The following is a 25,934-nucleotide window of genomic DNA, read 5'->3' as shown; positions in this document are numbered from 1 at the left end:
CCTTGTTGACAATCCATAATATTATATCTTAAAAGTCGCAGAAAAGCAACCAACTAGGGCATTCCCTAGCTAGTTTTCTTTATTTTCAGGCTGCCAGACCATATCATACCATGTTTCCCCAGCAAAGCTTGACTGAGATATTCCTTCATTAACAAAGCCATGTTTTTCATAATAGGCGATAAGGTAATCATGACACGTCAGATTAATACCCTCTCGTTCATGTTCTAAAGCGACCTCTTTCAGAGCCTTTAATAGTCTTTTCCCCACTCCCAAAGCTTGTGCTTCCTTGGCAATAGATAGGCAAGTCACAGAAATATAACCTCCAGGTTGATAGCTATAGTCTTTTATTTCTTCTGTAAAGGACTGATCATCTAGATGGCGGTGTGGGACGACTGGACCTTCGATATAACCAAGAATATGCCCCTCTTTTTCAGCTACCAGAAAACTGGTCTGAATTTCCTGCAAATGGGCCTCAAAGACCGAACGAGGAATGGCTTCTTCAAGGGAAAAATTCTCTAGCTCTATCTCTATAATCCTATCTAAATCCGAAAATCTTGCTTGTCTGATTTTCATATTTCCTCCTGATAAAAAGGATTTTCCCAAATCAGATACCATTCAGAACCACTGCCAAAATGACTCTCTGTCACTTCTTCTTCAACAAAGCCATTCATTTCAAAATATGATAGTAGTTCATCAGGACTCTGCAAAAGAACACCTTGGTGATTTAGTTCGACTGTCACCTGTTTCAAGGCTGCAAGAAGAAGAGTTCCCAGTCCCTGTCCCCAATGGTCAGGATGAATAGTCAATGATTTTATTTCTATCCATTTGGGATGAAGATACTGAGCTTCTCCTAAAACATAGCCTAGGAGCTGATTTTCATCCCCAGCTACAAGAAAGGTACCCGCAGTCTTGCGGATACTCTCTTCTAAAGATTGGCGGCTAAATACCTCTTCTAACGAAGGATTGGCTTCTTCAATCGCCAACATTTCTTCTAAATCTGATAAGATAGCTTGCCTTATTGTGATTGGAAGTTCCATCTGTTTTCCTTATTGGACATTGCTTGTCAAGTTAGACAAGAGACGTTCAAATGAATATTCATAGGTTTGGATGTCTCCAGCACCCATAAAGACATAAACAGCATTGTCATGGTTTAGGAGTGGAGAAACATTTTCAACAGTGATAACCTGGTGTTTCTTGTTGATTTTATTGGCTAAGTCTTCTACTTTGACATCACCATGGTCCACCTCACGAGCTGATCCATAGATTTGCGCTAGGTAGACGGCGTCTGCTTGATTCAATGCATGGGCAAATTCGTCCAACAAGGCAATGGTTCTTGTAAAGGTATGCGGTTGGAAGATTGCCACGATTTCCTTGCTTGGGTATTTTTGACGAGCTGCATCCAAGGTCGCAATGATTTCTGTTGGATGGTGGGCAAAGTCATCAATGATCACTGTATCATTAACGATTTTCTCAGTGAAACGACGCTTAACACCCGCAAAAGTTTTCAAGTGTTCACGGACCAAGTTCAAATCAAATCCAGCTGTGTAAAGAAGACCAATAACAGCTGTCGCATTCATGATATTGTGACGACCAAAGGTTGGAATGTGGAATTGACCCAATTCTTGTCCACGGAAATGAACGGTGAAGGTTGATCCAGTCGTAGAACGAAGGAGATCACTAGCTACAAAGTCATTGCCTTCAGCTTCAAAACCATAGTAATAGATTGGCGCATTGGCTGTGATCTTACGCAACTCAGGATCCTCACCGTATACAAACAAACCTTTGGTAATTTGTTTGGCATAGTCGTTAAAGGCATTGAAAACATCCTCTAGACTTGTAAAATAGTCTGGATGGTCAAAGTCAATGTTGGTGATGATAGAGTATTCTGGGTGGTAAGGCATGAAGTGACGCTCATATTCGTCTGATTCAAAGACAAAATATTTGGCATTGGCTGAGCCACGACCTGTCCCGTCACCAATCAAGAAGCTGGTATCTGTGATGTGAGACAAGACGTGTGACAGCATACCTGTTGTTGAAGTTTTTCCATGAGCTCCTGCCACTCCCATGCTGACAAAGTCGCGCATAAAGCTACCTAAGAATTCGTGGTAACGTTTGTAGCTGATACCATTTTGATCTGCATAGGCGATTTCAACGTTGTTATCTGGACGGAAAGCATTCCCCGCGATAATCTCCACATCACCTTGTAGGTTCTTTTCATCAAAAGGAAGAATCGCAATCCCTGCCTGCTCTAGTCCACGTTGAGTAAAGTAGTATTTTTCAACGTCTGAACCTTGAACCTTGTGTCCCATTTGGTGCAACATCAAGGCTAGGGCACTCATCCCTGATCCCTTGATTCCAATAAAATGATATGTTTTTGACATGCTTTTCTCCCCTACTCAGTAATTCTTGTCAGATTCAACTCTTGGGCAACCTGACGTTCCTGTTCCGTTTGCTTATTCTTTTTATTATAGATTTGACTCTTCTTTAGAAAATCATAGTTGTTCTTGTTAGCTTTTCCCGTTTGGACTTTCGGAGTTGGGTTCGCCACTTGGCCAACCTCCTCAGCTAAGATATAGTGAGACTGACTCAAGTTTTTACTAAATTTGGCAAACTCACCTGGATTTTCCTTTTGAAATGGCGCTGTTGGTTGGTTTCCTTGACGAACAAGTGTTGAACCATTGTGTCGTCTAGTATGACTAACATCTTGAGTCAAATACTTGGCTGAGCGTTTCTTCTTCAAGTCCGCACGCGCCTCTTCTCGAGCCAATTCAGCATACGTTTTTTCAACTTTTTTAGGTTCTGGGCTTGGTTTTGACTCCTTATTAACCACTGGAGAAACTACGGTTTCTTCCTCATTGATAGGAGACCATTCCAAATAGTTCTTATCCCGGTAATCACCTTTGATATTGCTAATAAAGTCTGACTCATCGTACAAGTCCATGACTGGCATTTTGGTCAGCATGATCTCATCATCTGACACCAATGGAAATCGATCTTGTTTCATTTTGTATTTCCTTTCAACACTTCATTATAGCGTATTGTCTTGATTTTTCAAGTGCTGGCTTCAGAAATTCCCAAAATTTCACGAATTTCTGCCAGACTGAGACTCGCACGCGACTCCGTACCATCTAAAACTTGGGAAACCAAATGTTTCTTTTGTTCTTGAAGTTCTTGGATTTTTTCTTCAATGGTCCCCTTAGTAATCAAACGATAGACCTCGACCATCTGCTCCTGCCCCATGCGGTGGGCTCGTCCGATAGCCTGGGCTTCGACAGCGGGATTCCACCAAAGGTCAACTAAAATAACCGTATCAGCTCCTGTTAGATTGAGACCAACACCACCCGCCTTAAGGGAGATGAGAAAGGCATCTCTTTCCCCTTGGTTAAAGGCCTTGGTCATCTCCTGTCTGTCATGAGCAGGAGTTGAACCTGTGATTTTGAAGGAGGTCAAGCCCAAGTCTGGGAGTTCTTGCTCGATCTTTTCCAACATTCCTTTGAACTGGGAGAAAATCAAGACCCGATGCCCACCATCAGCCACTTGTAGCAATAAATCTCGGAGACTATCGAGTTTACCACTGGCTCCTTGGTAATCGTCCATGAAGAGTGCTGGCGTATCGCAGATTTGGCGCAATCGCATGAGGCCAGATAAGATTTCTACCCGACTTCTCTGGAATTCTTGATCTGTCACTTGCGCTAGGCGGTCTCGCATCTGTTGCAACTGGGCGAGATAGATAGCCTTCTGTTGGTCTTCCAGTTCATTTTTATAGACGACTTCGATCAGGTCAGGTAGTTCTGTTAGGACTTCTTCTTTCTTACGCCTCATGACGAAAGGCTTGATAAACTGCGCGACTCGGTCAGCCGGTAATTTCATAAACTCCTTTTTACTTGGCAAGAGCCCTGGAAGCACAATTTGGAAGATAGACCACAACTCTCCTAAATGATTTTCGATAGGCGTACCTGACAAAGCAAAGACTGCTGGCACCACAAACTGGCGCAAACTCTGAGCGATCTTGGTCTGAGCATTTTTCATGACCTGGGCTTCATCTAAGAAGAGAAAATCAAAAGCCATCTCTTGATAAAGCTCGCTGTCTTGACGAAAGGTGGCATAGCTAGTCACATAGATTTGGTGATTTTCAGAAAGAATTGCTTCTCGATTCGCTTTCAAACCATGAACGACAGCCAAATCCAACTGTGGGGCAAATTTTCTAAATTCATCTGCCCAGTTGTAGATTAAACCTGACGGCGCTAAAATCAAGACCCGACTATCTTCTGTCACCTGACTGGTCAAAAAAGCAATAGTTTGCAGTGTTTTTCCCAGTCCCATATCATCTGCCAGAATGCCACCAAAACCATAGTGATGAAGCATCTGGAGCCAACGGACTCCCTTTTCCTGATAGTCTCTCAAGCTCGCCTGCACCCGTATATCTCCCAAAGGAAAGTCCTCTGGATGAGTCAAATCATGAGCTAAATGCTGAAATTCTTCCGAGAAGGAAATCCTGTCTCGACCTTCAAAAAGCTGAGAAAGGCTATAAGCTAGAGATTTTCGAGCTTGAAAAGAACCATCTTTTAGCTCAACTCCCAGTTCCTGCAAATTTTGACGAATCTGCTTGGTTTCCTCATCAAAAAAGTACACTTGGTCAGAAAAACTGATATAGAAATCCTGATTGCTGGTCAGGGCTTTAAGAGCTTGATCAATCTCTTCTTGAGCAATCCCTTGGAAATCAAATTGGATTTCCAACAATCCTCCCTTGGACTCAATCTGAACCTGAGGAGCTTGAACACTGTAGAGCTGATTCATCTCATCAGACAAGAAAACCTGGCCCAACTTCTCAAAAGCTGGAATCGTATGGTGAAAGAAAGAATAAACTGCCTCTGGCTTCAAAGCCTGTCTCCAAGACTGAAAATCAGCCTCAAAACCAGCTCCTAAACAGACTTGAAATAGCTGGTTTTCCAAGACGGCATCGCTTGAAAATGGTAATTGTTCCAGCTGTTGCTGACTAGTCACCTTAAGATCTCCATAGTCAAACTGGATATCCAAACGAATGCGACCGTCATCCTCCCTATCAAAGTAAAAGATTGGTGAAAAGGATCTGATTTGCAAGCGCTCAGGAGCAGAAACTGTGCCCAGCTGTCCAAACAAAGGCAAACAGGCTGCCAAGCGGTCACGATCACTGTTATCAAACTGGAGGCATTTTTTCCCTCTTTCCTCACGAGGGAGCTCCTTGATTTCCTTTAGTAGGCTGATTTGTTTAGGGTTTAATAGATAAAGATTCCCCTTAAGAAAGAGAACCGCTCCCCCATAGAATACGTTGACTCGCTCACTTTCAGAAATCTCCATCTCAAAATAATCGGGATACTCCTGCACAGAAAAAGAGAAAAGTCCTGCATCAGGATCTAAATCATGAAAGAGAAGATTTTCATAACTAGTAATCTGGTGCTCAAAATGAAAATCCTCCAAATTCATCAGCAACTCCACTCCCTGTTCAAAAAAGGTCAGAGGGAAAAAGAGGTGACGACCTTGATTGGGGAAAAAGAGGTCTTGACTCAGTCCCTCCTCAATCAAGCCACATAAAAAAGTAAGAACATCTTGACTAGCTGTATCAAAAGCCTCCCAAGACAAGTCATTTTCATAGTGTTTCCCAATCATATATGATTTTCGAAGGACTAAGACCTTCAAAAAGAGTGGGATGTCACGAATGACATAATATTTTTGACTATCAACTAAACCGATTCGGAGAGTCCAAAGGAGGCGATTGGTTCCAGCTTCTACCTGACCTTGAGCCGATAAAGTGTAGATTTTCTCTCGTTTCTGAGGTTGAATACGCTCCAAAAAACTACCACCAAAACTAACCTTGGTTTCGACCTCTTCTTGCTCTTCATGTCCTTTTTCTAAGGCTCGTAAAATCACCTGGCCTTCTTCATCATTCTTCAGATAATGCTCGAGCGCTGCGAGGTGAACACAGTAACCTCTTTTTTGGAAAAAATCGCAAGCACAAAAAACCAGATCATCCTCTAAACTGTAGCGCAAGTCTTCTCCCGCCACACGAGTATAGAGGCGATTCCCTTTTTCCTTGATAATCTCAATGTTGCCTGTCTCATAGAGAGTAACACCCTCCATGCGCAACTTTCCTGGAATCAATTTAGCCATAGTTACCCCTTTATCTTATCTTTTCATTATACCACATTTTCCCCTATGAAAATAGCCTTCTAGGAAGACTTTTCTCCTAGAAGGCTCGATTTTAAAGTGTATCAAAAGTGGTCACGATGCGTTGGCAAACTTCTTCCAAAAGTGTTTTAGGCATAGCAACATTGAGGCGGGCATGAAGAGTTCCCTCCTCCCCAAAGTCCAAACCTCTGTTCAAGATGACCTTGGCTTCATTCTTCAGAAGCTCTTGCAAGCGATCATCCGTTAGGTCATAGGCTGAAAAATCAAGCCAGATCAAGTAGGTACCTTGTGGTTTCATGACCTTAATCTTGGTTTCGTTGCCCAAAACATCCACTACATAGTTAATGTGGTTCTCTATGACTTCTTTTAGTTCTCCTAACCAGTCCTTGCCATAACGGTAGGCAGCTTCTGTCGCCAAATACCCCAAGCCTGAAATTTCATGCTGGTTATTGGCCAACTGGCGTTTCTGGAATGCAACTCGAAGCTTTGGATTTTCAATGACAGCATAGGAATTTTTCGTTCCAGCAATATTAAAGGTTTTAGTGGCACTGCTCAAGATAAGGGCAAAGTTTTTAAAGTCTGGATCAATGGTATTAAAAGACTGGTGTTTGTGACCAAAGAGGGCCAAATCTTGGTGAATCTCATCTGAAACCAACAAAACACCATGTTTTTGGCAGAGATGCCCAATCTTTTCTAACACTTCCTTTTCCCAAACACGTCCACCAGGATTGTGGGGATTGCAAAGGATATAAAGCTTCACATCCTCTTCCACCAATTCCTTCTCCAACTGATCAAAGTCAATCTCAAACAGCCCATCCTTTTCCACCAAAGAATTGGTAATCAATCTGCGATTGTTCAGTTTGACACTGCGGGCAAAAGGTGGATAGACCGGTGTGTTAATCAGAACAGCCTCTCCCTCTTTTGTAAAGGCTTGAATAGCTGTTGAAATAGCTGGTACCACTCCCTCTATAAAGACGAGGGCATCCTTGTCAAAGTGATACCCGTGTTGACTGACTTCCCAGTCCTGAACCGACTCAATCAAATCATCACTAGCATAAGTATAGCCATAGACCAACTGATCTGCGTAGGCTTGTACAGCTTGTCGAACCTCAGGCAAAACCACAAAGTCCATATCTGCTATCCAGGCTGGTAGAACTTCTCGGTCAGCTTCTGCTTCTTTCCATTTATAGGTATGATGCCCAAAACGATTGGGCAGGCTTGTAAAATCATATTTTCCCATATCTATCTTATCCTTCCAAAGCTTGGCGCAAGTCCGCAATCAAATCTCTAGCATCTTCAATCCCAATTGACAAGCGCAGGAGGTCATCTGTTAAGCCATAGGAATGACGCACTTCTGCCGGAATATCCGCATGAGTCTGAGTTGTCGGATAGGTGATCAGACTCTCTACCCCACCCAAACTTTCCGCAAATGAGAAGACCTTGAGGCTATTTAAAATATGAGGAATACGTTTTTCATCCACTACTTTAAAGGAAATCATACCCCCACGCCCAGTATAGAGCACTTCCTTGACAGCAGGTGAATCCTTCAAAAAAGCAACCACTTCTTGGGCATTGGCTGTAGAACGCTCCATACGAAGAGGCAGAGTTTTAAGACCACGAATCAACTGATAACTATCAAATGGTGACAAGACCGCACCTGTCGTATTGAGATTATAGAAAAGTTGTTCATATAGTTCTAAACTATTAGTCACAACCACCCCAGCTAAGACATCATTGTGCCCTGCCAAGTACTTGGTTGCTGAATGAAGAACGATATCCGCACCGTCTTCAATCGGACGTTGGTAAATCGGACTGTAGAAGGTATTGTCCACCACTACCTTGGCACCCTTGGCATGAGCTAGTTTGGCTAGTTTGGCAATATCAAATTCCAACATCAAGGGATTGGTTGGTGTTTCAATATAGAGAACATCCACATCTTTCTCTAACTCAGCAATCAACTCTCCTTCTGTATTGGCATAGGTAAAATGGAAACGGCCTTCCTGCTCCACTTGGTTGAACCAACGGAAAGAACCCCCATACAGATCACGAACAGCCAAGACTTTACTTCCTACTGGAAAAACACTAAAGGCCAGTACAATCGCAGCCATACCTGAGCTCGTTGCTAGGGCATAGTCTGCTGACTCAATAGCCGCCAAGACCTCCTCCGCCTTACTGCGAGTTGGGTTTTTAGTACGGGTATAGTCAAATCCCGTAGACTGACCGAATTCCGGATGCTGATAAGTGGTTGAAAAATGAAGCGGTGTTACCAAGGCACCTGTAGCCTCATCTGACTTGATCCCAGCCTGGGCCAAAATTGTGTTGATGTGTAGTTCTTTGCTCATACAATACCTCCAAATCTATAGTAACTATTGTACCACTTATTTTCACTAACTCATTTTCTTGTTTTCAAGAGCTAGTTATAGTTTCAAACTATATAAAAACGATAGTTCCTTTAGAAACTATCGTTTTTCCTGTTGAATAGACTGGTTATTTAACGTGTTTTGCCAGTTCTTCTTGGGCTTTTTTATTTGATTCTTCTTTTTCTTTCAGCCATTTTTCTTTAGCTTTTTCATACTCATCAGCCGTTACAGTCTTATCTTGTAACTTGAGATACTTGTATGATTCGACACCCTTATTTCCAGCTTGTGAGAATGGTGATGAGAATGGAACTGTCTTTCTCAAGGTCGGTGTCCCACCCTGAGAAACGTTTGGAATTGCAAGGGCGCTATCAACGAGCCAAGCTTGAATTTCAGCATATTTTTCATAACGTTTTGCTGGATCTTGCTCCTTGTTCGCTTCTTCTAACATTTGAGTGTAAGTATCCAGACCAACTGCCTTAGCCTTGTCATTGACCTCACCTGGTTCTAGACCAAGATTTTGCAACATACCGCCGTTATTGACATTTAGGATATCTAGATAGCTTGATGGATCCAAGTAGTCCGCACTCCAACCGCCATTATAGATATCAAAGTCTTTTTGAGCTGCAGTTTGAGCGAGGTAGCTAGAGTTGTTAAACTCATCTGTTGATATCTGTTGGATATCGATAACCACATTCTCAGCTCCTAGAACAGATTCGATGGATTGTTTCAAAGAACTTGCTTCAAGTACACCTTTTTTAGCTGATTGGTCAACTGATACATCCAAGTGGATTGGGAATTGCACACCCTTAGCTTCCAATTCTTTCTTAGCTTCCGCAAATTTAGCCTTAGCTTTATCAGGATTGTAGTATGGATCTTGCGCGTCCGCAAAGTTGATTCCTTGCCATTCTTGGCCATAGTTGACCATCTTTTCTGAAACAACATCGCCAAAGTCTTTTCCGTTGATACTTACAAATGTTGGAGGTACAACCAAATTACGAATAATCTTCGTTGCTCCGTCCTCCCCTTGAGATTGTGCTCCATAGGCAGTACGGTTATAAGCATAGTTGAAGGCTTGACGGAAGTTTTTATTCAGAACTGCTTCTTGGGTTGATTTCTTTTCGATATCTGAGGACTTAGAAGTGAAGTTATAAGATTTTCTGTCCAAGTTGAAGTTCAAGTAATAAGAAGTTGCATTTTGCATACTATAGATGATGTTATCCTTGTTCTTCTCTTTAATGCCTTCAAAGCTTGAGCTATTTGGATAGAGACGCGCGTAGCTATAGACTCCTTCTACAAAGTTACGTGCTAGTGCATCTTGGTCACTACCATCATAATAGGCCAATTTCACACCATCCACAAAGACATTTTTTTCATCCCAGTAGTTGGGATTTTTCTTGAATTCGATAACAGATTTTGAAACAAAAGATTTCATCAAGAAAGGTCCATTGTACAAAATACTAGAAGGGTCTACCTTACCAAAGTCATCCCCTTTTGATTTTAAGAAATCTGCATTGACAGGGAAGAGAATGGTTGAAGTTGTTTTAGAATTCCAATAAGATTCTGGACGTGTCAAAGTGTACTGAACTGTTTGGTCGTCAATCGCCTTAACACCGACAGTTGAAAAGTCAGTTGTTTTCCCGTTGATATAGTCATCCAAACCTGCTACCGAGTCTTGAACCAGGTACAAGGCTTCGGATTTTTTATCAGCAGCATATTTCAAACCTGTCACAAAGTCTTGGGCCGTTACAGGGGCGTATTCTTCACCCTCATAAGTATACCATTTTGCATCCTTACGCAATTTGTAAGTATAGGTCAAACCGTCCTGAGAAACAGTCCAATCCTCTGCCAATGATGGAACATAATTACCGTATTGGTCATTTTCCATCAACCCATCCACCAAATTGGTCACGATGTCGTTGGTTGTTGCACGGTTTTCTGCAAGATAGTTCAAACTAGATGGATCGCTCGAATAAACATAGTTATATGTTTTAGTAGCGCTACTTGAATTTCCACATGCGCTCAGTAAGATACCTGCGCTTAACACGACACTTGCAAGTGTCAGATACTTGGCCTTAGACTTTTTCATTTCCAGAACCTCCTGTTTAAAAGTTTTGTCTTATTATACAGCTTTAGTTTTATTTAGTCAAGCAATTTCTGAAGAAAAACTTAAAAAAGCATATTTTTTGCTCTTAATTTTAGAAAAAGTTCTCTTTTTTTAAGAAAAATGTAGTATAAAAACCTTTCTATTAAAGAAAGGTTAAATTTATTACTTTTATTTATAAATCTTTTTACGATATTTTCAATCGTGTACGTAGTCTGTCTGCTTGAGCTTTGCCGATTATCTTGTCCAGAAGTCGTGTCCGTAGGCTCATCAAACCATAAAGACCTCCTCCAAGCCCTCCGATGAGAGCCACATAAAGGAAACTCCAAAAACGTCCACTTGGTTGGAAGATAAAACCGAGTAGCCACTGCAAGAAGCCAACTAGGATAAACATGACAAGGGTCAAGATGGTAATCAAAATGGTTCGCTTCAAGATTATCTTTCGACGAGCACCCGTTACCTGGCAGATGTCTCGGTACATCAGGACATTCGGAATAATCAAACCGATAGTCGTTGAAATCAAGGGACCATAGCTATGGAAAATAGCAATGGTTGGCAATTGCAAGACGATCTTAGCAATGGAACCATAGATGAAGTAAAGAACTGCCTTGCGGTTTCGGAACATAGCCTGAAGCATAGGAGACAAGACCATGTACAAGCCTAGGATAGTAGACTGCAAAACTGCAAAGACAAATAAGCCCATGGCCAGACTATCTGGCTTACCGTAAAAGACTGTATAAAGAGGCTCCCCTACCATGACCACTCCAACCGTTGCAGGTAGTAGAAATAAGAAGAGCATGGTGAGGCTATCTTGGACTAGGCGAGCCGCTGCCGGCAAGTCACCTTTTACATAGTTTTCCGTCAACAGTGGCAAGCCGACACTCCCAATCGAAACCCCTACAGAGATTAAAATCATGGTAATTTTATTAGGATTGGCAGAGAAATAAGAAAACATGACAACCAAGTCTTCATTACTGTAGTTGGTAAACCACTTCATACTATTAATAAAGGTCATCTGGTCTAAAATCTGGAAGAGCTGGATGGCTGATCCTGTCAGGATAAAGGGAATGGCCTCCTTGATAGTATCGACTAAGAGTCGCTTACTATTGATCTTATCCCGTGTTTCAAAAACTCTTTTGAGCAAACCTTCTTGGGCAAGGAAGTAAATCAAAACTGCAAAACTTGCCACCATCCCCACAAAGGCTGCAAAGGTCGATTGGGTAACGGCTGATAAGTAGTCACCAGAACCCATCTTCATAATGAAGAAGGTTGCCATCAACATCCAGATAACACGGATTACCTGCTCGGCGATTTGACTCATAGCATAGGGTTTCAGGTTATTCATCCCTTGGAAGAATCCTCTGATGACACTCATAGATGGGAAAATCAAGACTGCCCAAGCCAAGCTCTGCATGATGGGAATCAGGTCTTTCCCCACACCTGACAAATCTGCTAACCAGGGAGAAAAGAGATACAAGACCAAGGCAAAGACTAAGCCCAAGCCCGTCATAAAGCTTAGGAAACTCCGAATCAAGGCAAAGCTATGCTCTTCTTCTCGCATGGTATTGTACTTAGCTACTTGTTTGGCGACCGCAACTGGGATACCCGCTGTCGAAATCAGCAAGAACCAGGCGTAAATATTGTAGCCCATGGTAAAGAGTCCATTTGCCTTAGCAGCATAGGTCCCCATCCAGATATACCAGGGAATAATGTAGATAGCACCAAGGAGGCGACTAATAAAGTTACTAGCTGTTAGCCAAGCAGTCCCTCGCAACATCTGGGCTTGCTGGTGATTGTTTTCGTTAGACATAGCTTCCTCATTCAATTTTGATAACTAGGAAAAGTTCCTTATCTTCCATTATAAACTTTTCCTTGTTACTTGTAAAATTCGGGCGTGAAGTTTATAATAGAAAGTATGATTAAGATTGAAACCGTATTAGATATTTTAAAGAAAGATGGCCTTTTTCGTGAGATTATTGACCAAGGACATTACCACTACAACTACAGTGAAGTTGTTTTTGATAGCATCAGTTATGACAGCCGAAAAGTAAAAGAAGGGACTCTTTTTTTTGCAAAAGGTGCTGCCTTTAAAAAAGAATACCTCCTATCCGCTATAACGCAAGGATTAGCTTGGTATGTCGCAGAAAAGGACTACGAGGTTGGTATCCCCGTCATCGTTGTGAACGATATCAAAAAAGCCATGAGTTTGATTGCGATGGAATTTTACGGCAATCCACAAAAGAAACTCAAAATTCTCGCTTTCACAGGGACAAAAGGAAAGACGACAGCAGCGTACTTTGCTTACCACATCCTATCTCAACGCTACCCAACAGCCCTCTTGTCAACTATGAACACAACTTTGGATGGCGAGACCTTCTTTAAATCTTCCTTCTCAACGCCTGAAAATATCGATCTTTTCGACATGATGGCTCAGGCTGTTAAAAATGGAAGAACCCATCTTGTAATGGAAGTCTCTAGCCAAGCCTATCTTGTTCATCGAGTCTATGGTCTGACCTTTGATGTAGGTGTCTTTCTTAACATCACTCCTGACCATATCGGTCCGATTGAGCATCCAAGCTTTGAAGATTACTTCTACCACAAACGTCTCTTGATGAAAAATAGCCGAGCAGTTGTCATTAATAGCGACATGGACCATTTTTCTGTATTGAAAGAACAAGTGGAAGATCAAGAACATGACTTCTATGGTAGCCAGTCAAGTAACCAAATCGAGAACTCCAAAGCCTTTAGCTTTTCCGCTACAGGTAAACTCGCTGGTGATTATGATATCCAACTCATCGGCCACTTTAACCAAGAAAATGCAGTTGCTGCAGGACTTGCCTGTCTTCGTCTAGGTGCCAGTCTTGAAGATATCAAAAAAGGGATCGCTGCAACCCGCGTCCCTGGACGTATGGAAGTTCTCACTCAGAAAAATGGAGCCAAGGTCTTCATCGACTACGCCCACAATGGTGACAGTCTGAAAAAACTGATTTCTGTTGTTGAAACTCATCAAACTGGAAAGATTGCTCTGGTTCTCGGTTCGACTGGAAACAAGGGTGAAAGTCGTCGCAAAGACTTTGGACTCCTCCTCAATCAACACCCTGAGATTCATGTCTTTCTCACCGCTGATGACCCCAACTATGAGGATCCAATGGTCATTGCTGAAGAAATCAGTAGCTATATCAGTCATCCTGTTGAAAAGATTGCCGATCGTGAAGAAGCCATCAAGGCAGCCATGGCCATCACAAATCGAGAACTCGATGCTGTGATTATTGCAGGCAAGGGAGCTGATTGTTACCAAATCGTCCAAGGAAAGAAAGAAGACTATCCTGGAGACGCAGCTATCGCAGAACGTTATCTATAAAAAAAATCAAGGGAAACATTCCCTTGATTTTTTTAGTCTTCTTTTTTAAATGAATTTTTAAGACCTTCAACGGCACCTTCTACAGCACCTTTAGCATCTTCTACAACTTCTTTTGCTTTGGCAACTGTTTTTTCTACAGCACCTTCTGCTTCAGTTTTGCTATCACCAGTAACTTTCCCAAATCCTTCTTTGATAGCACCAGTTGCTTGATCCAATTTATTTTCAAGTGACATAGCTCTGTCTCCTTTGCTTTTAATACGATAAACGTTATCGCTTACATTTAGTTTATGCTTATTCTTTAGTAAAGTCAAACAATCTGCTCAAAAGCAAGCAATTAAGACAAATAGAAAATCAAGCGTTCCTTGTCGAAATCAACAGCCAACTCATACTTCCCTTCTTCGTTTTGAACAATATAACCCAAGACGACTAAACTCTCAACGAAGATATCACGCCGTTTCTGCATAAGCTGGTTCTTTTTGAGGAACTTGAGCAAAAACGTCGTCATATATTTGAGAGCATACTCAGGATTGACATCTCCTAAAATGGCATAGAGTTCTTGCTGTTTTTCTGTCAAAGGATATTGATTCTTGACCTTGTAGAAATAATTGGACAAGGTCATCTTTTCTCTTGCAAAGTCCGTATGTTCGACTAAAATGGCTGCATTGGTTTGATTGCGCAATTCTGTCTCAAAAGTCTTCTCTAGCAAGGCTTGATAGACTGGACTGTCCTCTCTGATAAAAATTTCTTGGTCAAGGACCAGACTGTCCATTGATTCTAGAAAAGGGAGATTAAGGGAATAACGTTTGTTTTCCCTTCGGATCAAGCCTGCCTTTATATACTCTTCCATGAGTTTATCAACTGCTACATCTGGAAACTGGGCCTTGATTTCTCGAAGGATCACATCGTCATGCTGGTCCAGATAGTCCACCAAATCTATAAAAAATGGCTGCCGAGTCAAACGAGAGGGATTAAAAATCTGAATCATGAAGATTCCTTTCTTTACATTCTAAAAGAGGGGATGCTGCTAGTTGACTAGGATTGGTCCCTGGTTGATTCAGGGGCACAGGAAGTTCGAGTTTCCTGTAATAGTCCCTCCAAAAATCACTAATCTCCTGCTCTCCATCCCCAAATTTCATCGGAATGGTCTCAAAAATAGGTAGGATTTCTGCGATGTACTGGGAGCAATAAAAGCCAGAACCATCTGGATAAAAAGAGGCATTATAGGGTGCACCCAAATGTTTGCTAGCTCTCTCCTTTACCAAGTCAGCTTCCAGCTCTGGATAGACATAAAGATCGTAAAGATGAGTTGGTTCAAAAAATTCAGCCGGTTCTTGACAAATGACACCAGCTTTCCCACTAGCATGGTAGATGAAACCGTCCAAAAAGATAGCTACATGACTATAGTTTCCAGTAGAAGCCTGGATAGCCTGCCCCATATCTGAAAGGTCCTTCACAAAAATCAAATCGCCATTTTCTAACATCTTTCTCTCCTAGAAAAAAAGGAGCCGAAACCCCTTTAGCTATAAGGAAAACATCGTTTTCTCGTGTCAATTATCTCACAGACTATTACCCATTAAAGCTTTCTGTCAACTGAGGCACCACTTGTTTCTTACGTGAAACGGCACCTGGAAGGAAAGCGTGGTTGTTTTCAAGTTTGAAGTTAAAGGCTGCTTCCACCTTGTCCATGTTTGATCCAAGAGCCAAAATTTCTGAGTTTGAGTTGACAATGTCTGTAATCATCAAGACAAAGTCAGAGTATCCGTTTGCTGTATTGGCAGTTTGCATTGCAGCTTCAATTTCTGCTTGACGTTCCAAGACTTCAGCAATATCAACTGTGTTTACTTGGGCAACACGGACCTTATTTCCGTTGAGTTCAAAAGTCTTAGCATCGATGTCAATCAATTCTTCAGCAGATTTACTAGCCAAGTTTGTACCAGCTTTCAGCATAGCCAAACCGTACTCTTCCAAGTTGACACCAGCCAATTCAGCCAATTCAGGAGCAATGACTTTATCAGATGGGTGAGTTGTTGGTGATTTCAAAAGGAGGGTATCTGAAATCAAACCTGAAAGCATCAAACCTGCGATTTCTTTAGGAACAGCTACACCATGTTCTTTGAACATGCGGTAAACGATAGAAGACGCTGATCCAACTGGTTCCAAACGCATGTAAAGTGGACTTGCAGTTTCAAAATTAGCCACACGGTGGTGGTCCACAACACCGTAAACTTCTACTTCAGCGATATCTGATACAGATTGTTGGAATTCATTGTGGTCAGTCAAGATGACTTGCTCTGCACCTTCTGCTTTAGCAGATGTAATGACGCGTGGTGCTTCTACACCAAAATAGTTCAAAACGAAAGCTGTTTCTTCATTAGGAGTTCCAAGTGCTACTGCTTCTGTGTCCAATCCATAAGCTTCTTTTGCAAGGTAAGCAAAGGCTACAGATGACCCGATGGCATCTGAGTCTGGATTTTGGTGACCAAATACTAGAATCTTAGACATGATAATACCTCTTTAAATTTATTCATCTTATTGTAGCACTTTTTTCCTCTTTTGACAAAAGTAAGAGGAGCCAAAGGACTCCTCGTTAGACATCAATATGGTTGACTAGATTTTTCTCTTGATTTTCAGATAAAAATCGTTCTTTCTGTGGACGTTTCTTTCGTTTGAGGAGAGCTTCGGCAGACATGGCTTCTTCCTTACTGGCAAAACCCTCTACATAGATGAGTTTGACTGGCAAGCGAGCTCGGGTATACTTGGCCCCCTTACCACTATTATGAACGGCAAGGCGCCTCTTCACATCCGTTGTATAGCCCGTATAGTAAGAACCGTCGCGGCACTCCACCACATACATATAGGCTTTATGATCCATAGTAAATCTCTTGAATTTCTGGTGTATAGGAACCATCATCATTATGAACAATGAGAGGTGGCAAGACCTTAAAGCCACTGGTCGATCCATCCTTGATAGCTTCGATTAAGAGCATATTGGCCTCCTTCTCACGTTTAGGATAGACAAATTGCAGGCGCTTTGGTGCCAAATTATGGCGTTGAAGCATGTCTAAGATATCCAAGAGCCGATCTGGACGATGAACCATGGCCAAACGACCATTAGACTTGAGAATACTCTGAGCACTACGGCAAATTTCTTTTAGGTTAGTCGTAATTTCGTGTCTGGCCAGAAGGTAGTGTTCACTCTCGTTCAGATTGGAATGCGGATCCACCTTAAAATAAGGCGGATTGCACAAAATCATATCCACCTTACTTCCCTGAATGTGGGCAGGCATATTTTTCAAATCATCACAGATGACCTGCATCTGCTCTTCCAAGCCATTCAACTGAACCGAACGCTCTGCCATATCCGCCAAGCGCTCCTGAATCTCTACAGATATTATCCGCGCCTGAGTACGTGAACTAGCAAAAAGTCCCACTGCACCATTTCCAGCACAAAAGTCCACAATTAAACCCCGTTTAGGAAAGCGAGGAAAGCGTGATAAAAGAACACTATCCACCGAATAGCTAAACACCTCTCTATTTTGAATGATCTTGATATCTGTCGAAAAGAGCTGGTTGATTCGCTCTCCTGGTTTTAATAATTGTTCTTCTTTCATACTTTTATTATAACAAATGATGTTAATATTACAAACGATTTAAATAATCGTATTTATGGCTTCTTCTTTAAATACTCTAGTGCCTCACGCGTCCAAACAGGCATCATTCGCCCAAGTGGTGCAAAACCGTGCTTGATCCGATCATTTGAAAAACGTCTCCGTCTTGGCAATTGATGTTTTTCCTCTTCCAAGGTACGGATAGAAAGACTAGCCTTCCCAGTGTATTCGTCAAAATCCACCACCTGAACTTGGACTTCATCACCAATTTTTAAAATGTCATAGATATTTTCAATAAATCCCGTCCGAATCTCCGAGATGTGAATCAGCCCTGTCACCCCTGTCTCTAACTCAACAAAGGCACCATAGGGCTGAATTCCTGTAATACGCCCAGTTAGCTTATCACCAATTTTCATTCTAGTCCTCAATTTCAATCGTTTCAATTACTACATCTTCAACTGGTTTGTCCATTGCACCAGTCTCAACAGCTGCAATGGCATCCAAGACCGCAAACGATTCTGCGTCCACCAATTGCCCAAAAACAGTATGGCGACGGTCAAGGTGAGGAGTTCCACCTTGTTCTGCATAAATCTCAGCGATTGGTTCAGGCCAGCCACCACGCGCAATCTCTTTCTTAGAGTACGGCAAGTGTTGGTTTTGCACGATAAAGAACTGGCTACCATTGGTATTTGGACCCGCATTGGCCATAGAAAGGGCACCACGGATATTATAGAGTTCTTCAGAAAATTCATCTGCAAAAGAGTCACCGTAGATTGACTCGCCCCCCATACCAGTACCAGTTGGGTCTCCACCTTGGATCATAAAGTCCTTGATAATTCGGTGGAAAATGACACCATCATAGTAACCATCTTTTGACAGAGCAACAAAGTTAGCCACTGTTTTAGGAGCCTGTTCAGGGAAAAGCTTGATACGCAAGTCTCCGTGATTTGTCTTAATGGTCGCAAGAGGACCTTCTACTGTTTCAATTTCTACTTGTGGGAAATGCAATTCTTTTTCTACCATACCAAATCCTTCTAAAGCATCAAAAATGCCATCTTCTTCTACTGTTTTTGTAATATAATCTGCTTTTTCTTTGATTTTTTCATGGGAAACACCCATAGCAATACTGATTCCAGCATAATCAAAGAGTTCCAAGTCATTGAGACCATCCCCAAAGACCATGACATTCTCTGGTTTTAAGCCTAAGTGCTCCACCACCTTGGCTACACCAGTTGCTTTGGATCCTGAAATCGGCACGATATCAGATGAATGTTCATGCCAACGCACCATGCGAAGTTTACCAGAGAGACTATCTGGTAACCGCAAGTCATCCCCTTTTTCCTCAAAGGTCCACATCTGGTAAATGTCCGCTTTTTCATGGAAGTTAGGATCCACATTCAAGTTTGGATAAATCGGGTCAATAGCCTCACTGATCAGTTCTGTTCGCGTAGAGAGTTTGGCGTCATGACTACCAACCAAGCCATATTCAATTCCCTCTCGCTTTGTCCAAGAAATGTACTCCTCAACATCTGACTTCTCAATCTGATGCTGATAAATGACCTGGCCTTTTTTATCTTCAATATAGGCACCATTTAGGGTTACAAAAAAGTCCGGTTTGAGCTCACGAATCTCTGGGACAACACCGAAAATACCACGACCAGAGGCAATTCCTGTTAAAATTCCTTTTTCACGCAACTGTTTAAAGAGCGTGGGAATTGTAGCTGGAATAAAACCTGTCTTTGACGTACGCAAGGTATCATCAATATCAAAAAAGATGATTTTAATCTTCTTTGCCTTGTATTTTAATTTCGCATCCATCTCTCTACCTCTTTTCCATCACTCCTTCCATTATACCATAAACCTTAGGAAATTCCTTTTTTGAAAAAAGATGAAAATCCTATCAAAAAGAGAGCTAGTATAACTAGCCCTCTCTTTTCATTCTAGAACATCTCTAGAGCAATCATGGTAATCATCGTTGCATCATAGTAGTTGTCCAAAGGTAAATCTTGTGTGAAAATGTATTTATTTTGCTGAAGAAGTTTCAGATAACCTTCTCCCTTGTCAGATGCATAGGTAATCGGTGCCAAGAAACTACCTGCCTGGTATTGATTGAGGGCCGTTCCGTTCAAGTCATAACCCGCATAAATACGCTGCTCTTTCATAAAGAAATCCATCATCTTTTGAACGAGTTTTTGGCTTCTTTCATCTTGACTTTGAGATAAGTGATACGGCAAACGACAAGCATTATAAGAATAAGCTCCATCGTATTGAGATTCGATAGTGTTGGCATCAACAAGACGTGCCCCTGACTTCTCAGCCCAAATAAAGTCTGGCAAGAGACCCGTATCAGAATGAGAACTGATTTGCTCCAATTGCCCAAGCATCTTATCCTTAACATCTAACCACTGTTTGTTTCCAGTCAGGTCATAGAAAGACTGGAAATAGTGAGGTAAGGTGTCAGAAGTCCGCATCAAGTAATAATAATCGGAATCCTTGTTCGCCCAGTTCCCTACTGTTAGGACACCTGTCTCTTCATTATAATTGTATTTAAGGATATCATCCAAGATTTTTTTAGCTTGCGCTTGGTATTCCTGTGCTTTATCAGGCCACTGCTTGGCAGCTTCAATCAAAGAATAAGCGATGTAGAGATCACCATCGGTTGCGTTTTGCTTCTCAACCGATTCGCTACCATTTGTGATCACTTGCTTCCAAGACATCAACTGCGTTCCCTCGATACGATGATTTTGGTAATAGCGATAAAGGTTATCAAAATCTGATTGACTTGCTTGACCTTTTTGGGCTGCTAAAACCGTTATGAGCATGCCGTAACTTTGAGCTTCTGATAGAACTGTCGTTTCCTCAGAATCATTCGTCGTACGAACATAAGACTGATCGCCTTTTGTAACAAGGAACTGTTGACTCCATTGACTGTAAATTCGATTACGCATCTCGATTTTAGTCCTTCCTCTTACTAAAAACAAGGCTAAACAAAAGATAGAAAGAATGAGCACAAACCAGACATATTTTAATTTATTCGTTTTCATAGAACCTCCTATCCTGCAAATCGCTTGGTTTTAACCCACTTGGTTTCTTTTCGTCGGAGTACTTTGTCCAGCACGATTGAAGAAATGGAATCAATGGAAACAACGATAAACATCTGTGCATAAGTGAAATAGGCAGCCAAGGCCAACCAGATTTGTTTAGTCGTCGCTTGTCCAAATTGACTTGCTAATGCTGTCATAATTTGCATCAAATAAAGACCAATCATGAGAATCCAGTTAAAGAGCATGAGCTGGGCGATGTAGATATTGTCCGCATCAAAAGCAAATGGAACCCTGACATCTGGGAAGAAAAGATTAAGGCAGATCGCTAGCACATTCGCTAGGAAAATCAAATCCGAAAGAACAATAGCAAAGTTAAACCAAAAGAAAACACAAGAATAGTTAAAGACTTCTAGTTTAACGCGCCAGTTTGCTCTGCCAAATAAATGCTTAAAGTTCGAGAGAACAACTTCATAATTTCCTTTCGCCCAACGTTTACGCTGCATATAGTAACTCTTTAAGGTCTCAGGTTCTTGTTGGAAAGCCTCTGAATTATAGGCAAGGGCAATCAATTTACCACTCTGCATGATTTTGAAGGAAATATCGGTATCCTCGGTTAAGGCACCATTTTTCCAACCACCGATACTCTTTACAAAGTCGGTTTGAATGATAAAGTTTGTTCCTGGGATACGCCCAATTTTAAAGAGATGCCACATTCCAACGTGGTGCACGCGCTGAGTAACAACAATTTCCTGGTTGATACAACGAGTCAAGAAATTTTGATTGGCATTCCGAGTCTTATTGCGACCAAAAGATGCCACATGACGTTCTGGATCCTTCATCACTTCTTTTACAAGGAAATAAAGGGCGTTCTTTTCAGGCATGGCATCTGCATCATAGACACAGATGTATTCGCCTGTTGCCATCTCCAAAGCATCGTTTAGAACGCCCGCTTTTCCTCCCGTACCAGTACGGTCGATAATAGTCAGATTTCTTCCTGCATATTCAGGCATGGCTTGTACAGACAAACATTCTGCATAGGTGTTATCCGAACAGTTATCCGCAAACAAGAGCAACTCCACACGGTCGTGAGGATAGTTCATATCTAAGATAGCTTTTGCCGTTTGGGCAATAACCACATCCTCATTATGAGCAGGAACAACAATGGTGACCTTCGGATAATAAGGTAGCGGCGAAGTGTCTACACGAAAATCACTGTGTTTAAACCAAAAGTGTACTGCCGAAAAGAGAATTACCAAGCCCCAAGCTAGAGAAATCCAAATTGTAAGCAAGGTAAAAATCATTAACATTTGACTAATCATGATTCACCGCCTTAAAATTTTTGTTCACTCGATGGTAAAGAATATTGTATGCAATAAATAGTATGATAAAACAAATGCCAAAGGCGAGACTGAGTCCCAAAGCAATACCAAAAAATAGTTCGGTTAAAGTCATGTTTCCCTCCTAATATTCTACAATTACATCTGTCTCTAGTTGACGTTTGAGATGACTGGCGACATCCGCGTAGTCTTGGTATTTATCTTTATTATCAGAGTTAATCACCAAATAGCCTGTTTGGAACTGAACTCCTTGATTGCCATCTTCTCCATGAAAAACTAAACTGCTCAGTTTCTCCTGCAAACCATTCAAATAAAGTTCCTTCAAAGAATGTTGGTTAGTACTCGATAGAACGAGAAAATTACCATCCGAAACATAATAAAGCTTATCATTGTAACTCAATTCCTGAGCAATCACCTCTTGAATGCGACTGAGCATCTGGTTATGTTCTTTCGGTTTAATCTGGAAGAACAAATCTTCATGTGACCAATGAATCAATAAGAACTGTACCATCACATCACTTTGTTCAGTGACCATCGCTTGGTAATCTACTCGAGCTTCGTCTTCCTGTTCTTGTACCTTTGAGGCCACCTTGAAGAAATAATAACGAACTTTAAGTAGAATCCCAATCAAAAGTGGAAAACTGATCAATAAGAAGACCAGTTGCATGATTGGGATATAAACCACACCCGCAACCAAAACGATAAGTCCAAAACCAAATGCTAAGATAAGGGTCCAAGTAAGTAAAAGGTCAGATAATACCAACACTGCAAACAAGGCTAAAGCTAAAAACAAGATTTGTTCTAAAATGATTGCTCGAGCATACAAAAAACAAAGCACCAAAAGAATGACCTCACAAGCAAGCAAAGCCATAAGCCAGTTTTTAAATTGACTCCAATTTTTCATTTTATCTTATTTCCCCCCTTTGAATTCAGATACCGAAGTCGCTGCACCAAAGTACTGTTGAATGGATTGTACGATTCGTTCAGAGGCTCTTCCATCTCCATAAGGATTTGGTGCCTGAGACATTTGTCTATAAAGAGTTTCATCTGTTAAGAGTGCTGCCATCGCTTCTTTCACACGTACTGGATCCGTACCAACTAGCTTCAACGTACCTGCTCTTACTCCTTCTGGACGTTCCGTAGTGTCACGAAGGACAAGGACAGGTTTGCCGAGAGAAGGCGCCTCTTCTTGAACACCTCCAGAGTCAGTCATGATAAAATAGCTTCTTGAAGCCAAATTATGAAAATCAAGTACATCTAAAGGCTCGATCAAGTGAATACGATCGTGACCAGATAAGATATCGTTTGCTGCTTCTTGCACAGCAGGGCTAAGGTGAACAGGATAAACAACTTCAATTTCCTGATGAAGATCGACCATCTCACGTAAAGCTGCAAAGACATTTCTCATTGGTTGACCTTGATTCTCACGACGATGCATGGTTACCAATACAAGTTTCTTATCTGGATCCAATTGATCTAGAACTTCATGATAGTAATCCGATTGAACGGTTAGTTTCAAGGCATCAATGGCTGTATTCCCCGTAATGACAATAGCAGACTCAGGATGATTTTCCTTAAGAAGATTTTCTTTACTCTCACTAGTTGGAGCAAAATAAAGATCCGCAAGGTTATCTGTCATCTGACGATTCATTTCTTCTGGGAAAGGAGAATACTTATCAAAGGTCCTTAGCCCGGCTTCGACGTGGCCGATACGGACCTGATTATAGAAAGCAACTAAACTTGCTGCAAAAGTTGTCGTTGTGTCTCCGTGAACAAGAATCATATCTGGAAGTTCTTGCTTAACAACTGGATCAAACTTTTCTAAAATTTTTCCAGTAATATCTAAGAGGGATTGATTTTTCCCCATAATATCCAGGTCATAATGTGGCTCGATGCTAAAAGTTTCAAGAACTTGATCTAGCATTTGGCGATGCTGAGCTGTCACAACTGTGATCGTCTCAATGCTGTCACTATGTTTTTGCAATTCTAACACTAAAGGGGCCATTTTAATAGCTTCTGGTCGTGTTCCAAAAACAACCATCACTTTCAGTTTCTTCATTACGCTATCCTTCTACTATAATAAAATTTGACACATCAGATTAATCTTTATATCGAATTATTGCGCAAATCAATTAATTTGATTATCTTAATTATTTTACCGTCAATTAATTTATATGTCAAATTTTTTCCAAATTATATTATTGCATTTAATTTAATTTTAACAATTTGTAACCTTTTTGTAACAATTTTATTTACAACCTTTAAGAAGCCTTATTTTAGGAAAATTTAAGACTTTTCAAAAGAATCCGTATTTTAAAAAACTAAACCTTATATGTTTTTTTCGATATTTATTTTTATCTTGATAATTCAAACAATTATATTTTACCACTTTGAGGAATAAATCAAACAATTTCAAACAAAAAAATCCCTTTTTCGAATGAAAAAGGGACTGTGATTGTTTACTATATTTAAAATTTAAACCTTATAAAATCTGTCTTAAAACAAATTTTTCGACAGATACAAGACCAATTCTCCGATATCTTCACAAACCGCATTCATGGCCGGTTGATGGTTCTGATACCAAACACCCGTCCCATCTGGAATATAGCCTCGTTTGATGTACAATCTCTGGGCAGGTCCATACCCTGAATGGAGCCCAACACCAAGGGTCACCTTATCCGATATGAGCCTAACTCGTTTTTCTGCTTCTTCCAGCAAGAGATTTCCAATACCTTGATTTTGAAAAGGTTCAAAGACATTGAAATCTGAGAGTTCTGGATAGATTTCTGCAAAAGGCCCCTGCTTAGCGCAGGGCAAAATTGTGATATAACCCGCTAAAGCACCCTCAACCTCTGCAACTAAGACTTCTCTCTCCCCACATTCTTGTTCAAGAAAATATCTAGCCAAAATTTCTTCTCTACCCGGCCAACCTTGGCTGATAAATCCTCGAGATAGTTCTTTTATGTCAGATTCTTGCATTTTTCTAATTGAACATGTCGTCTTCATAAGCTGCTCCTTTATAGCTTTCTCCTACCATTATAGCACGATAATAAAGATTAAAAGAAAAAACCTAGTAAGACAAAAGAATCTTACTAGGTCAACAGGGAATCCTTTCTAACAAAGTCCTATAAAAATCTGAAAAAGAGGTCCCCCGGACCTCAACTCGCTCTCTCATTTCAAGGCTCGTGAAAAAAAGACCCGTAAGGGTCTTTTCTTTAATCTTCGTTTACGAAAGGCATCAAAGCCATTACGCGAGCGCGTTTGATAGCTGTTGTTACTTTACGTTGGTTTTTAGCTGAAGTTCCTGTTACACGACGTGGAAGGATTTTCCCACGTTCTGAAACGAAACGGCTAAGAAGCTCAGTATCTTTGTAATCAACATATTCAATTTTGTTTGCTGCGATGTAATCAACTTTTTTACGGCGTTTGAATCCGCCACGACGTTGTTGAGCCATGTTTTTTCTCCTTTATAGTATTAATTGTCCATTAGAATGGTAAATCATCATCTGAAATGTCCAATGGATTGGTTGCTCCGAATGGATTTTCAGAACGTGAAAAGTCTGGTACTGGGTTTGCAGGTGCTGATTGGCCAGCAGTTGGTGCAGAATAAGCTCCATCTGAATGTCCTTCGCGCACTCCGCGGCTTTCCAACATTTGGAAATTCTCAGCCACGACTTCTGTTACGTAGACACGTTGTCCTTGCTGGTTATCGTAACTACGAGTCTGGATACGGCCTGTGATCCCGATAAGAGAGCCTTTTTTAGCCCAGTTGGCAAGATTTTCAGCCTGTTGGCGCCACATAACGACATTGATGAAATCAGCCTCACGTTCGCCATTTTGACTCTTAAATGTACGGTTTACTGCAAGAGTAAAAGTCGCAACTGCTACATTTGATGGGGTATAACGCAACTCAGCGTCACGTGTCATACGCCCTACAAGTACAACATTGTTAATCATA

Annotated in this window: 25 protein-coding genes; 1 reads left to right on the top strand and 24 read right to left on the bottom strand. The window is 41.2% G+C overall.

The features are described from left to right. Positions 1-69: 69 nt before the first annotated feature. The 9 genes from V470_03040 to V470_03000 form a co-directional block, all read right to left on the bottom strand. On the bottom strand, positions 70-573 hold the full coding sequence (locus tag V470_03040) for a GNAT family acetyltransferase (protein ID AHZ47414.1): 504 nt from the start codon (positions 571-573) through the stop codon (positions 70-72). Further along, entirely contained in the window at positions 570-1,037 is a 468-nt protein-coding gene (locus V470_03035) for a GNAT family acetyltransferase (GenBank protein AHZ47413.1), read from the bottom strand. Before V470_03035 ends, V470_03040 begins: the two co-directional genes overlap by 4 nt. A gap of 9 nt (positions 1,038-1,046) precedes the next feature. Continuing rightward, positions 1,047-2,381 carry a UDP-N-acetylmuramate--alanine ligase gene (locus V470_03030; protein AHZ47412.1) on the bottom strand — a complete coding sequence of 445 codons (1,335 nt, stop codon included), beginning with the start codon at positions 2,379-2,381 and terminating at the stop codon, positions 1,047-1,049. Between the two features lie 11 nt (positions 2,382-2,392). Beyond that, positions 2,393-3,004, bottom strand: a complete 612-nt coding sequence (locus V470_03025; GenBank protein AHZ47411.1) for a cystathionine gamma-synthase — start codon at positions 3,002-3,004, stop codon at positions 2,393-2,395. Between the two features lie 47 nt (positions 3,005-3,051). Next, a complete protein-coding gene (locus V470_03020; GenBank protein ID AHZ47410.1) occupies positions 3,052-6,147 on the bottom strand; it encodes an RNA helicase in 3,096 nt (1,031 codons plus the stop codon). A gap of 91 nt (positions 6,148-6,238) precedes the next feature. Beyond that, a complete protein-coding gene (locus V470_03015; protein AHZ47409.1) occupies positions 6,239-7,405 on the bottom strand; it encodes a cysteine desulfurase in 1,167 nt (388 codons plus the stop codon). 7 nt (positions 7,406-7,412) lie between these two features. Continuing rightward, entirely contained in the window at positions 7,413-8,507 is a 1,095-nt protein-coding gene (locus tag V470_03010; GenBank protein AHZ47408.1) for a cystathionine gamma-synthase, read from the bottom strand. A gap of 145 nt (positions 8,508-8,652) precedes the next feature. Then, positions 8,653-10,611 (bottom strand): peptide ABC transporter ATP-binding protein, encoded by a 1,959-nt coding sequence (locus V470_03005; GenBank protein ID AHZ47407.1) that lies wholly within the window; start codon positions 10,609-10,611, stop codon positions 8,653-8,655. A gap of 202 nt (positions 10,612-10,813) precedes the next feature. Continuing rightward, complete coding sequence (locus tag V470_03000; GenBank protein AHZ47406.1) at positions 10,814-12,436, bottom strand: polysaccharide biosynthesis protein; 1,623 nt, start codon at positions 12,434-12,436, stop codon at positions 10,814-10,816. Between the two features lie 105 nt (positions 12,437-12,541). Here V470_03000 and V470_02995 point away from each other — a divergent pair, with 105 nt between their 5' ends. Then, positions 12,542-13,987 carry a UDP-N-acetylmuramoylalanyl-D-glutamate--L-lysine ligase gene (locus V470_02995; protein AHZ47405.1) on the top strand — a complete coding sequence of 482 codons (1,446 nt, stop codon included), beginning with the start codon at positions 12,542-12,544 and terminating at the stop codon, positions 13,985-13,987. Between the two features lie 32 nt (positions 13,988-14,019). On the opposite strand, the gene V470_02990 is transcribed toward V470_02995, so the two are convergent. From V470_02990 to V470_02915, 15 genes are all read right to left on the bottom strand, one after another. After that, positions 14,020-14,220 carry a hypothetical protein gene (locus tag V470_02990; protein ID AHZ47404.1) on the bottom strand — a complete coding sequence of 67 codons (201 nt, stop codon included), beginning with the start codon at positions 14,218-14,220 and terminating at the stop codon, positions 14,020-14,022. Positions 14,221-14,321: 101 nt separating this feature from the next. Next, a complete protein-coding gene (locus tag V470_02985; protein AHZ47403.1) occupies positions 14,322-14,972 on the bottom strand; it encodes a hypothetical protein in 651 nt (216 codons plus the stop codon). After that, positions 14,956-15,468 carry a UDP-N-acetylmuramoylalanyl-D-glutamate--2,6-diaminopimelate ligase gene (locus tag V470_02980; GenBank protein ID AHZ47402.1) on the bottom strand — a complete coding sequence of 171 codons (513 nt, stop codon included), beginning with the start codon at positions 15,466-15,468 and terminating at the stop codon, positions 14,956-14,958. Before V470_02980 ends, V470_02985 begins: the two co-directional genes overlap by 17 nt. An 85-nt stretch (positions 15,469-15,553) precedes the next feature. After that, complete coding sequence (locus tag V470_02975) at positions 15,554-16,489, bottom strand: inorganic pyrophosphatase (GenBank protein AHZ47401.1); 936 nt, start codon at positions 16,487-16,489, stop codon at positions 15,554-15,556. Positions 16,490-16,574: 85 nt separating this feature from the next. After that, positions 16,575-16,859, bottom strand: coding sequence for a hypothetical protein (locus V470_02970; protein AHZ47400.1), 285 nt, complete (start codon positions 16,857-16,859; stop codon positions 16,575-16,577). Continuing rightward, complete coding sequence (locus V470_02965) at positions 16,849-17,598, bottom strand: methyltransferase (protein ID AHZ47399.1); 750 nt, start codon at positions 17,596-17,598, stop codon at positions 16,849-16,851. The genes V470_02970 and V470_02965 overlap by 11 nt, the downstream gene beginning before the upstream one ends. A gap of 53 nt (positions 17,599-17,651) precedes the next feature. After that, a complete protein-coding gene (locus tag V470_02960) occupies positions 17,652-18,011 on the bottom strand; it encodes an RNA-binding protein (protein ID AHZ47398.1) in 360 nt (119 codons plus the stop codon). Position 18,012: 1 nt separating this feature from the next. Then, positions 18,013-19,413 (bottom strand): peptidylprolyl isomerase, encoded by a 1,401-nt coding sequence (locus V470_02955; GenBank protein AHZ47397.1) that lies wholly within the window; start codon positions 19,411-19,413, stop codon positions 18,013-18,015. A gap of 122 nt (positions 19,414-19,535) precedes the next feature. After that, complete coding sequence (locus V470_02950) at positions 19,536-20,639, bottom strand: endoglucanase (protein AHZ47396.1); 1,104 nt, start codon at positions 20,637-20,639, stop codon at positions 19,536-19,538. An 8-nt stretch (positions 20,640-20,647) separates the two neighbouring features. After that, positions 20,648-21,958, bottom strand: coding sequence for a glycosyl transferase (locus tag V470_02945; protein ID AHZ47395.1), 1,311 nt, complete (start codon positions 21,956-21,958; stop codon positions 20,648-20,650). Between the two features lie 142 nt (positions 21,959-22,100). Further along, complete coding sequence (locus tag V470_02935) at positions 22,101-22,880, bottom strand: hypothetical protein (protein AHZ47394.1); 780 nt, start codon at positions 22,878-22,880, stop codon at positions 22,101-22,103. Positions 22,881-22,886: 6 nt separating this feature from the next. After that, positions 22,887-24,035 carry a UDP-N-acetylglucosamine 2-epimerase gene (locus V470_02930; GenBank protein ID AHZ47393.1) on the bottom strand — a complete coding sequence of 383 codons (1,149 nt, stop codon included), beginning with the start codon at positions 24,033-24,035 and terminating at the stop codon, positions 22,887-22,889. Between the two features lie 437 nt (positions 24,036-24,472). Continuing rightward, positions 24,473-24,982 carry a GNAT family acetyltransferase gene (locus V470_02925; protein ID AHZ47392.1) on the bottom strand — a complete coding sequence of 170 codons (510 nt, stop codon included), beginning with the start codon at positions 24,980-24,982 and terminating at the stop codon, positions 24,473-24,475. A gap of 209 nt (positions 24,983-25,191) precedes the next feature. Further along, the gene (locus tag V470_02920; GenBank protein ID AHZ47391.1) at positions 25,192-25,431 is read right to left on the bottom strand and encodes a 30S ribosomal protein S18; all 240 of its coding nucleotides are present in this window, start codon (positions 25,429-25,431) and stop codon (positions 25,192-25,194) included. A gap of 31 nt (positions 25,432-25,462) precedes the next feature. Then, a complete protein-coding gene (locus V470_02915; protein ID AHZ47390.1) occupies positions 25,463-25,933 on the bottom strand; it encodes a single-stranded DNA-binding protein in 471 nt (156 codons plus the stop codon). Position 25,934 lies beyond the last annotated feature (1 nt).

Origin of the sequence: Streptococcus sp. VT 162 (assembly GCA_000688775.2) — a bacterium.
Lineage (GTDB): Bacteria > Bacillota > Bacilli > Lactobacillales > Streptococcaceae > Streptococcus.
This window is presented reverse-complemented; position numbering and strand designations above follow the sequence as displayed.

Bases quoted from the DNA above. Each gene is read 5' to 3' on its own strand.
- V470_02995 (AHZ47405.1), top strand. From the start codon at position 12,542: ATGATTAAGATTGAAACCGTATTAGATATTTTAAAGAAAGATGGCCTT.
- V470_03010 (AHZ47408.1), bottom strand. From the start codon at position 8,507: ATGAGCAAAGAACTACACATCAACACAATTTTGGCCCAGGCTGGGATC.
- V470_02960 (AHZ47398.1), bottom strand. From the start codon at position 18,011: ATGAAAATTGGTGATAAGCTAACTGGGCGTATTACAGGAATTCAGCCC.
- V470_02985 (AHZ47403.1), bottom strand. From the start codon at position 14,972: ATGATTCAGATTTTTAATCCCTCTCGTTTGACTCGGCAGCCATTTTTT.
- V470_02980 (AHZ47402.1), bottom strand. From the start codon at position 15,468: ATGTTAGAAAATGGCGATTTGATTTTTGTGAAGGACCTTTCAGATATG.
- V470_02920 (AHZ47391.1), bottom strand. From the start codon at position 25,431: ATGGCTCAACAACGTCGTGGCGGATTCAAACGCCGTAAAAAAGTTGAT.
- V470_02955 (AHZ47397.1), bottom strand. From the start codon at position 19,413: ATGGATGCGAAATTAAAATACAAGGCAAAGAAGATTAAAATCATCTTT.
- V470_02915 (AHZ47390.1), bottom strand. From the start codon at position 25,933: ATGATTAACAATGTTGTACTTGTAGGGCGTATGACACGTGACGCTGAG.
- V470_03005 (AHZ47407.1), bottom strand. From the start codon at position 10,611: ATGAAAAAGTCTAAGGCCAAGTATCTGACACTTGCAAGTGTCGTGTTA.
- V470_03040 (AHZ47414.1), bottom strand. From the start codon at position 573: ATGAAAATCAGACAAGCAAGATTTTCGGATTTAGATAGGATTATAGAG.
- V470_03000 (AHZ47406.1), bottom strand. From the start codon at position 12,436: ATGTCTAACGAAAACAATCACCAGCAAGCCCAGATGTTGCGAGGGACT.
- V470_03020 (AHZ47410.1), bottom strand. From the start codon at position 6,147: ATGGCTAAATTGATTCCAGGAAAGTTGCGCATGGAGGGTGTTACTCTC.
- V470_03030 (AHZ47412.1), bottom strand. From the start codon at position 2,381: ATGTCAAAAACATATCATTTTATTGGAATCAAGGGATCAGGGATGAGT.
- V470_02930 (AHZ47393.1), bottom strand. From the start codon at position 24,035: ATGAAGAAACTGAAAGTGATGGTTGTTTTTGGAACACGACCAGAAGCT.
- V470_02990 (AHZ47404.1), bottom strand. From the start codon at position 14,220: ATGTCACTTGAAAATAAATTGGATCAAGCAACTGGTGCTATCAAAGAA.
- V470_03015 (AHZ47409.1), bottom strand. From the start codon at position 7,405: ATGGGAAAATATGATTTTACAAGCCTGCCCAATCGTTTTGGGCATCAT.
- V470_02965 (AHZ47399.1), bottom strand. From the start codon at position 17,598: ATGAAAGAAGAACAATTATTAAAACCAGGAGAGCGAATCAACCAGCTC.
- V470_02945 (AHZ47395.1), bottom strand. From the start codon at position 21,958: ATGATTAGTCAAATGTTAATGATTTTTACCTTGCTTACAATTTGGATT.
- V470_02935 (AHZ47394.1), bottom strand. From the start codon at position 22,880: ATGAAAAATTGGAGTCAATTTAAAAACTGGCTTATGGCTTTGCTTGCT.
- V470_02970 (AHZ47400.1), bottom strand. From the start codon at position 16,859: ATGGATCATAAAGCCTATATGTATGTGGTGGAGTGCCGCGACGGTTCT.
- V470_02975 (AHZ47401.1), bottom strand. From the start codon at position 16,489: ATGTCTAAGATTCTAGTATTTGGTCACCAAAATCCAGACTCAGATGCC.
- V470_02925 (AHZ47392.1), bottom strand. From the start codon at position 24,982: ATGAAGACGACATGTTCAATTAGAAAAATGCAAGAATCTGACATAAAA.
- V470_02950 (AHZ47396.1), bottom strand. From the start codon at position 20,639: ATGAAAACGAATAAATTAAAATATGTCTGGTTTGTGCTCATTCTTTCT.
- V470_03025 (AHZ47411.1), bottom strand. From the start codon at position 3,004: ATGAAACAAGATCGATTTCCATTGGTGTCAGATGATGAGATCATGCTG.
- V470_03035 (AHZ47413.1), bottom strand. From the start codon at position 1,037: ATGGAACTTCCAATCACAATAAGGCAAGCTATCTTATCAGATTTAGAA.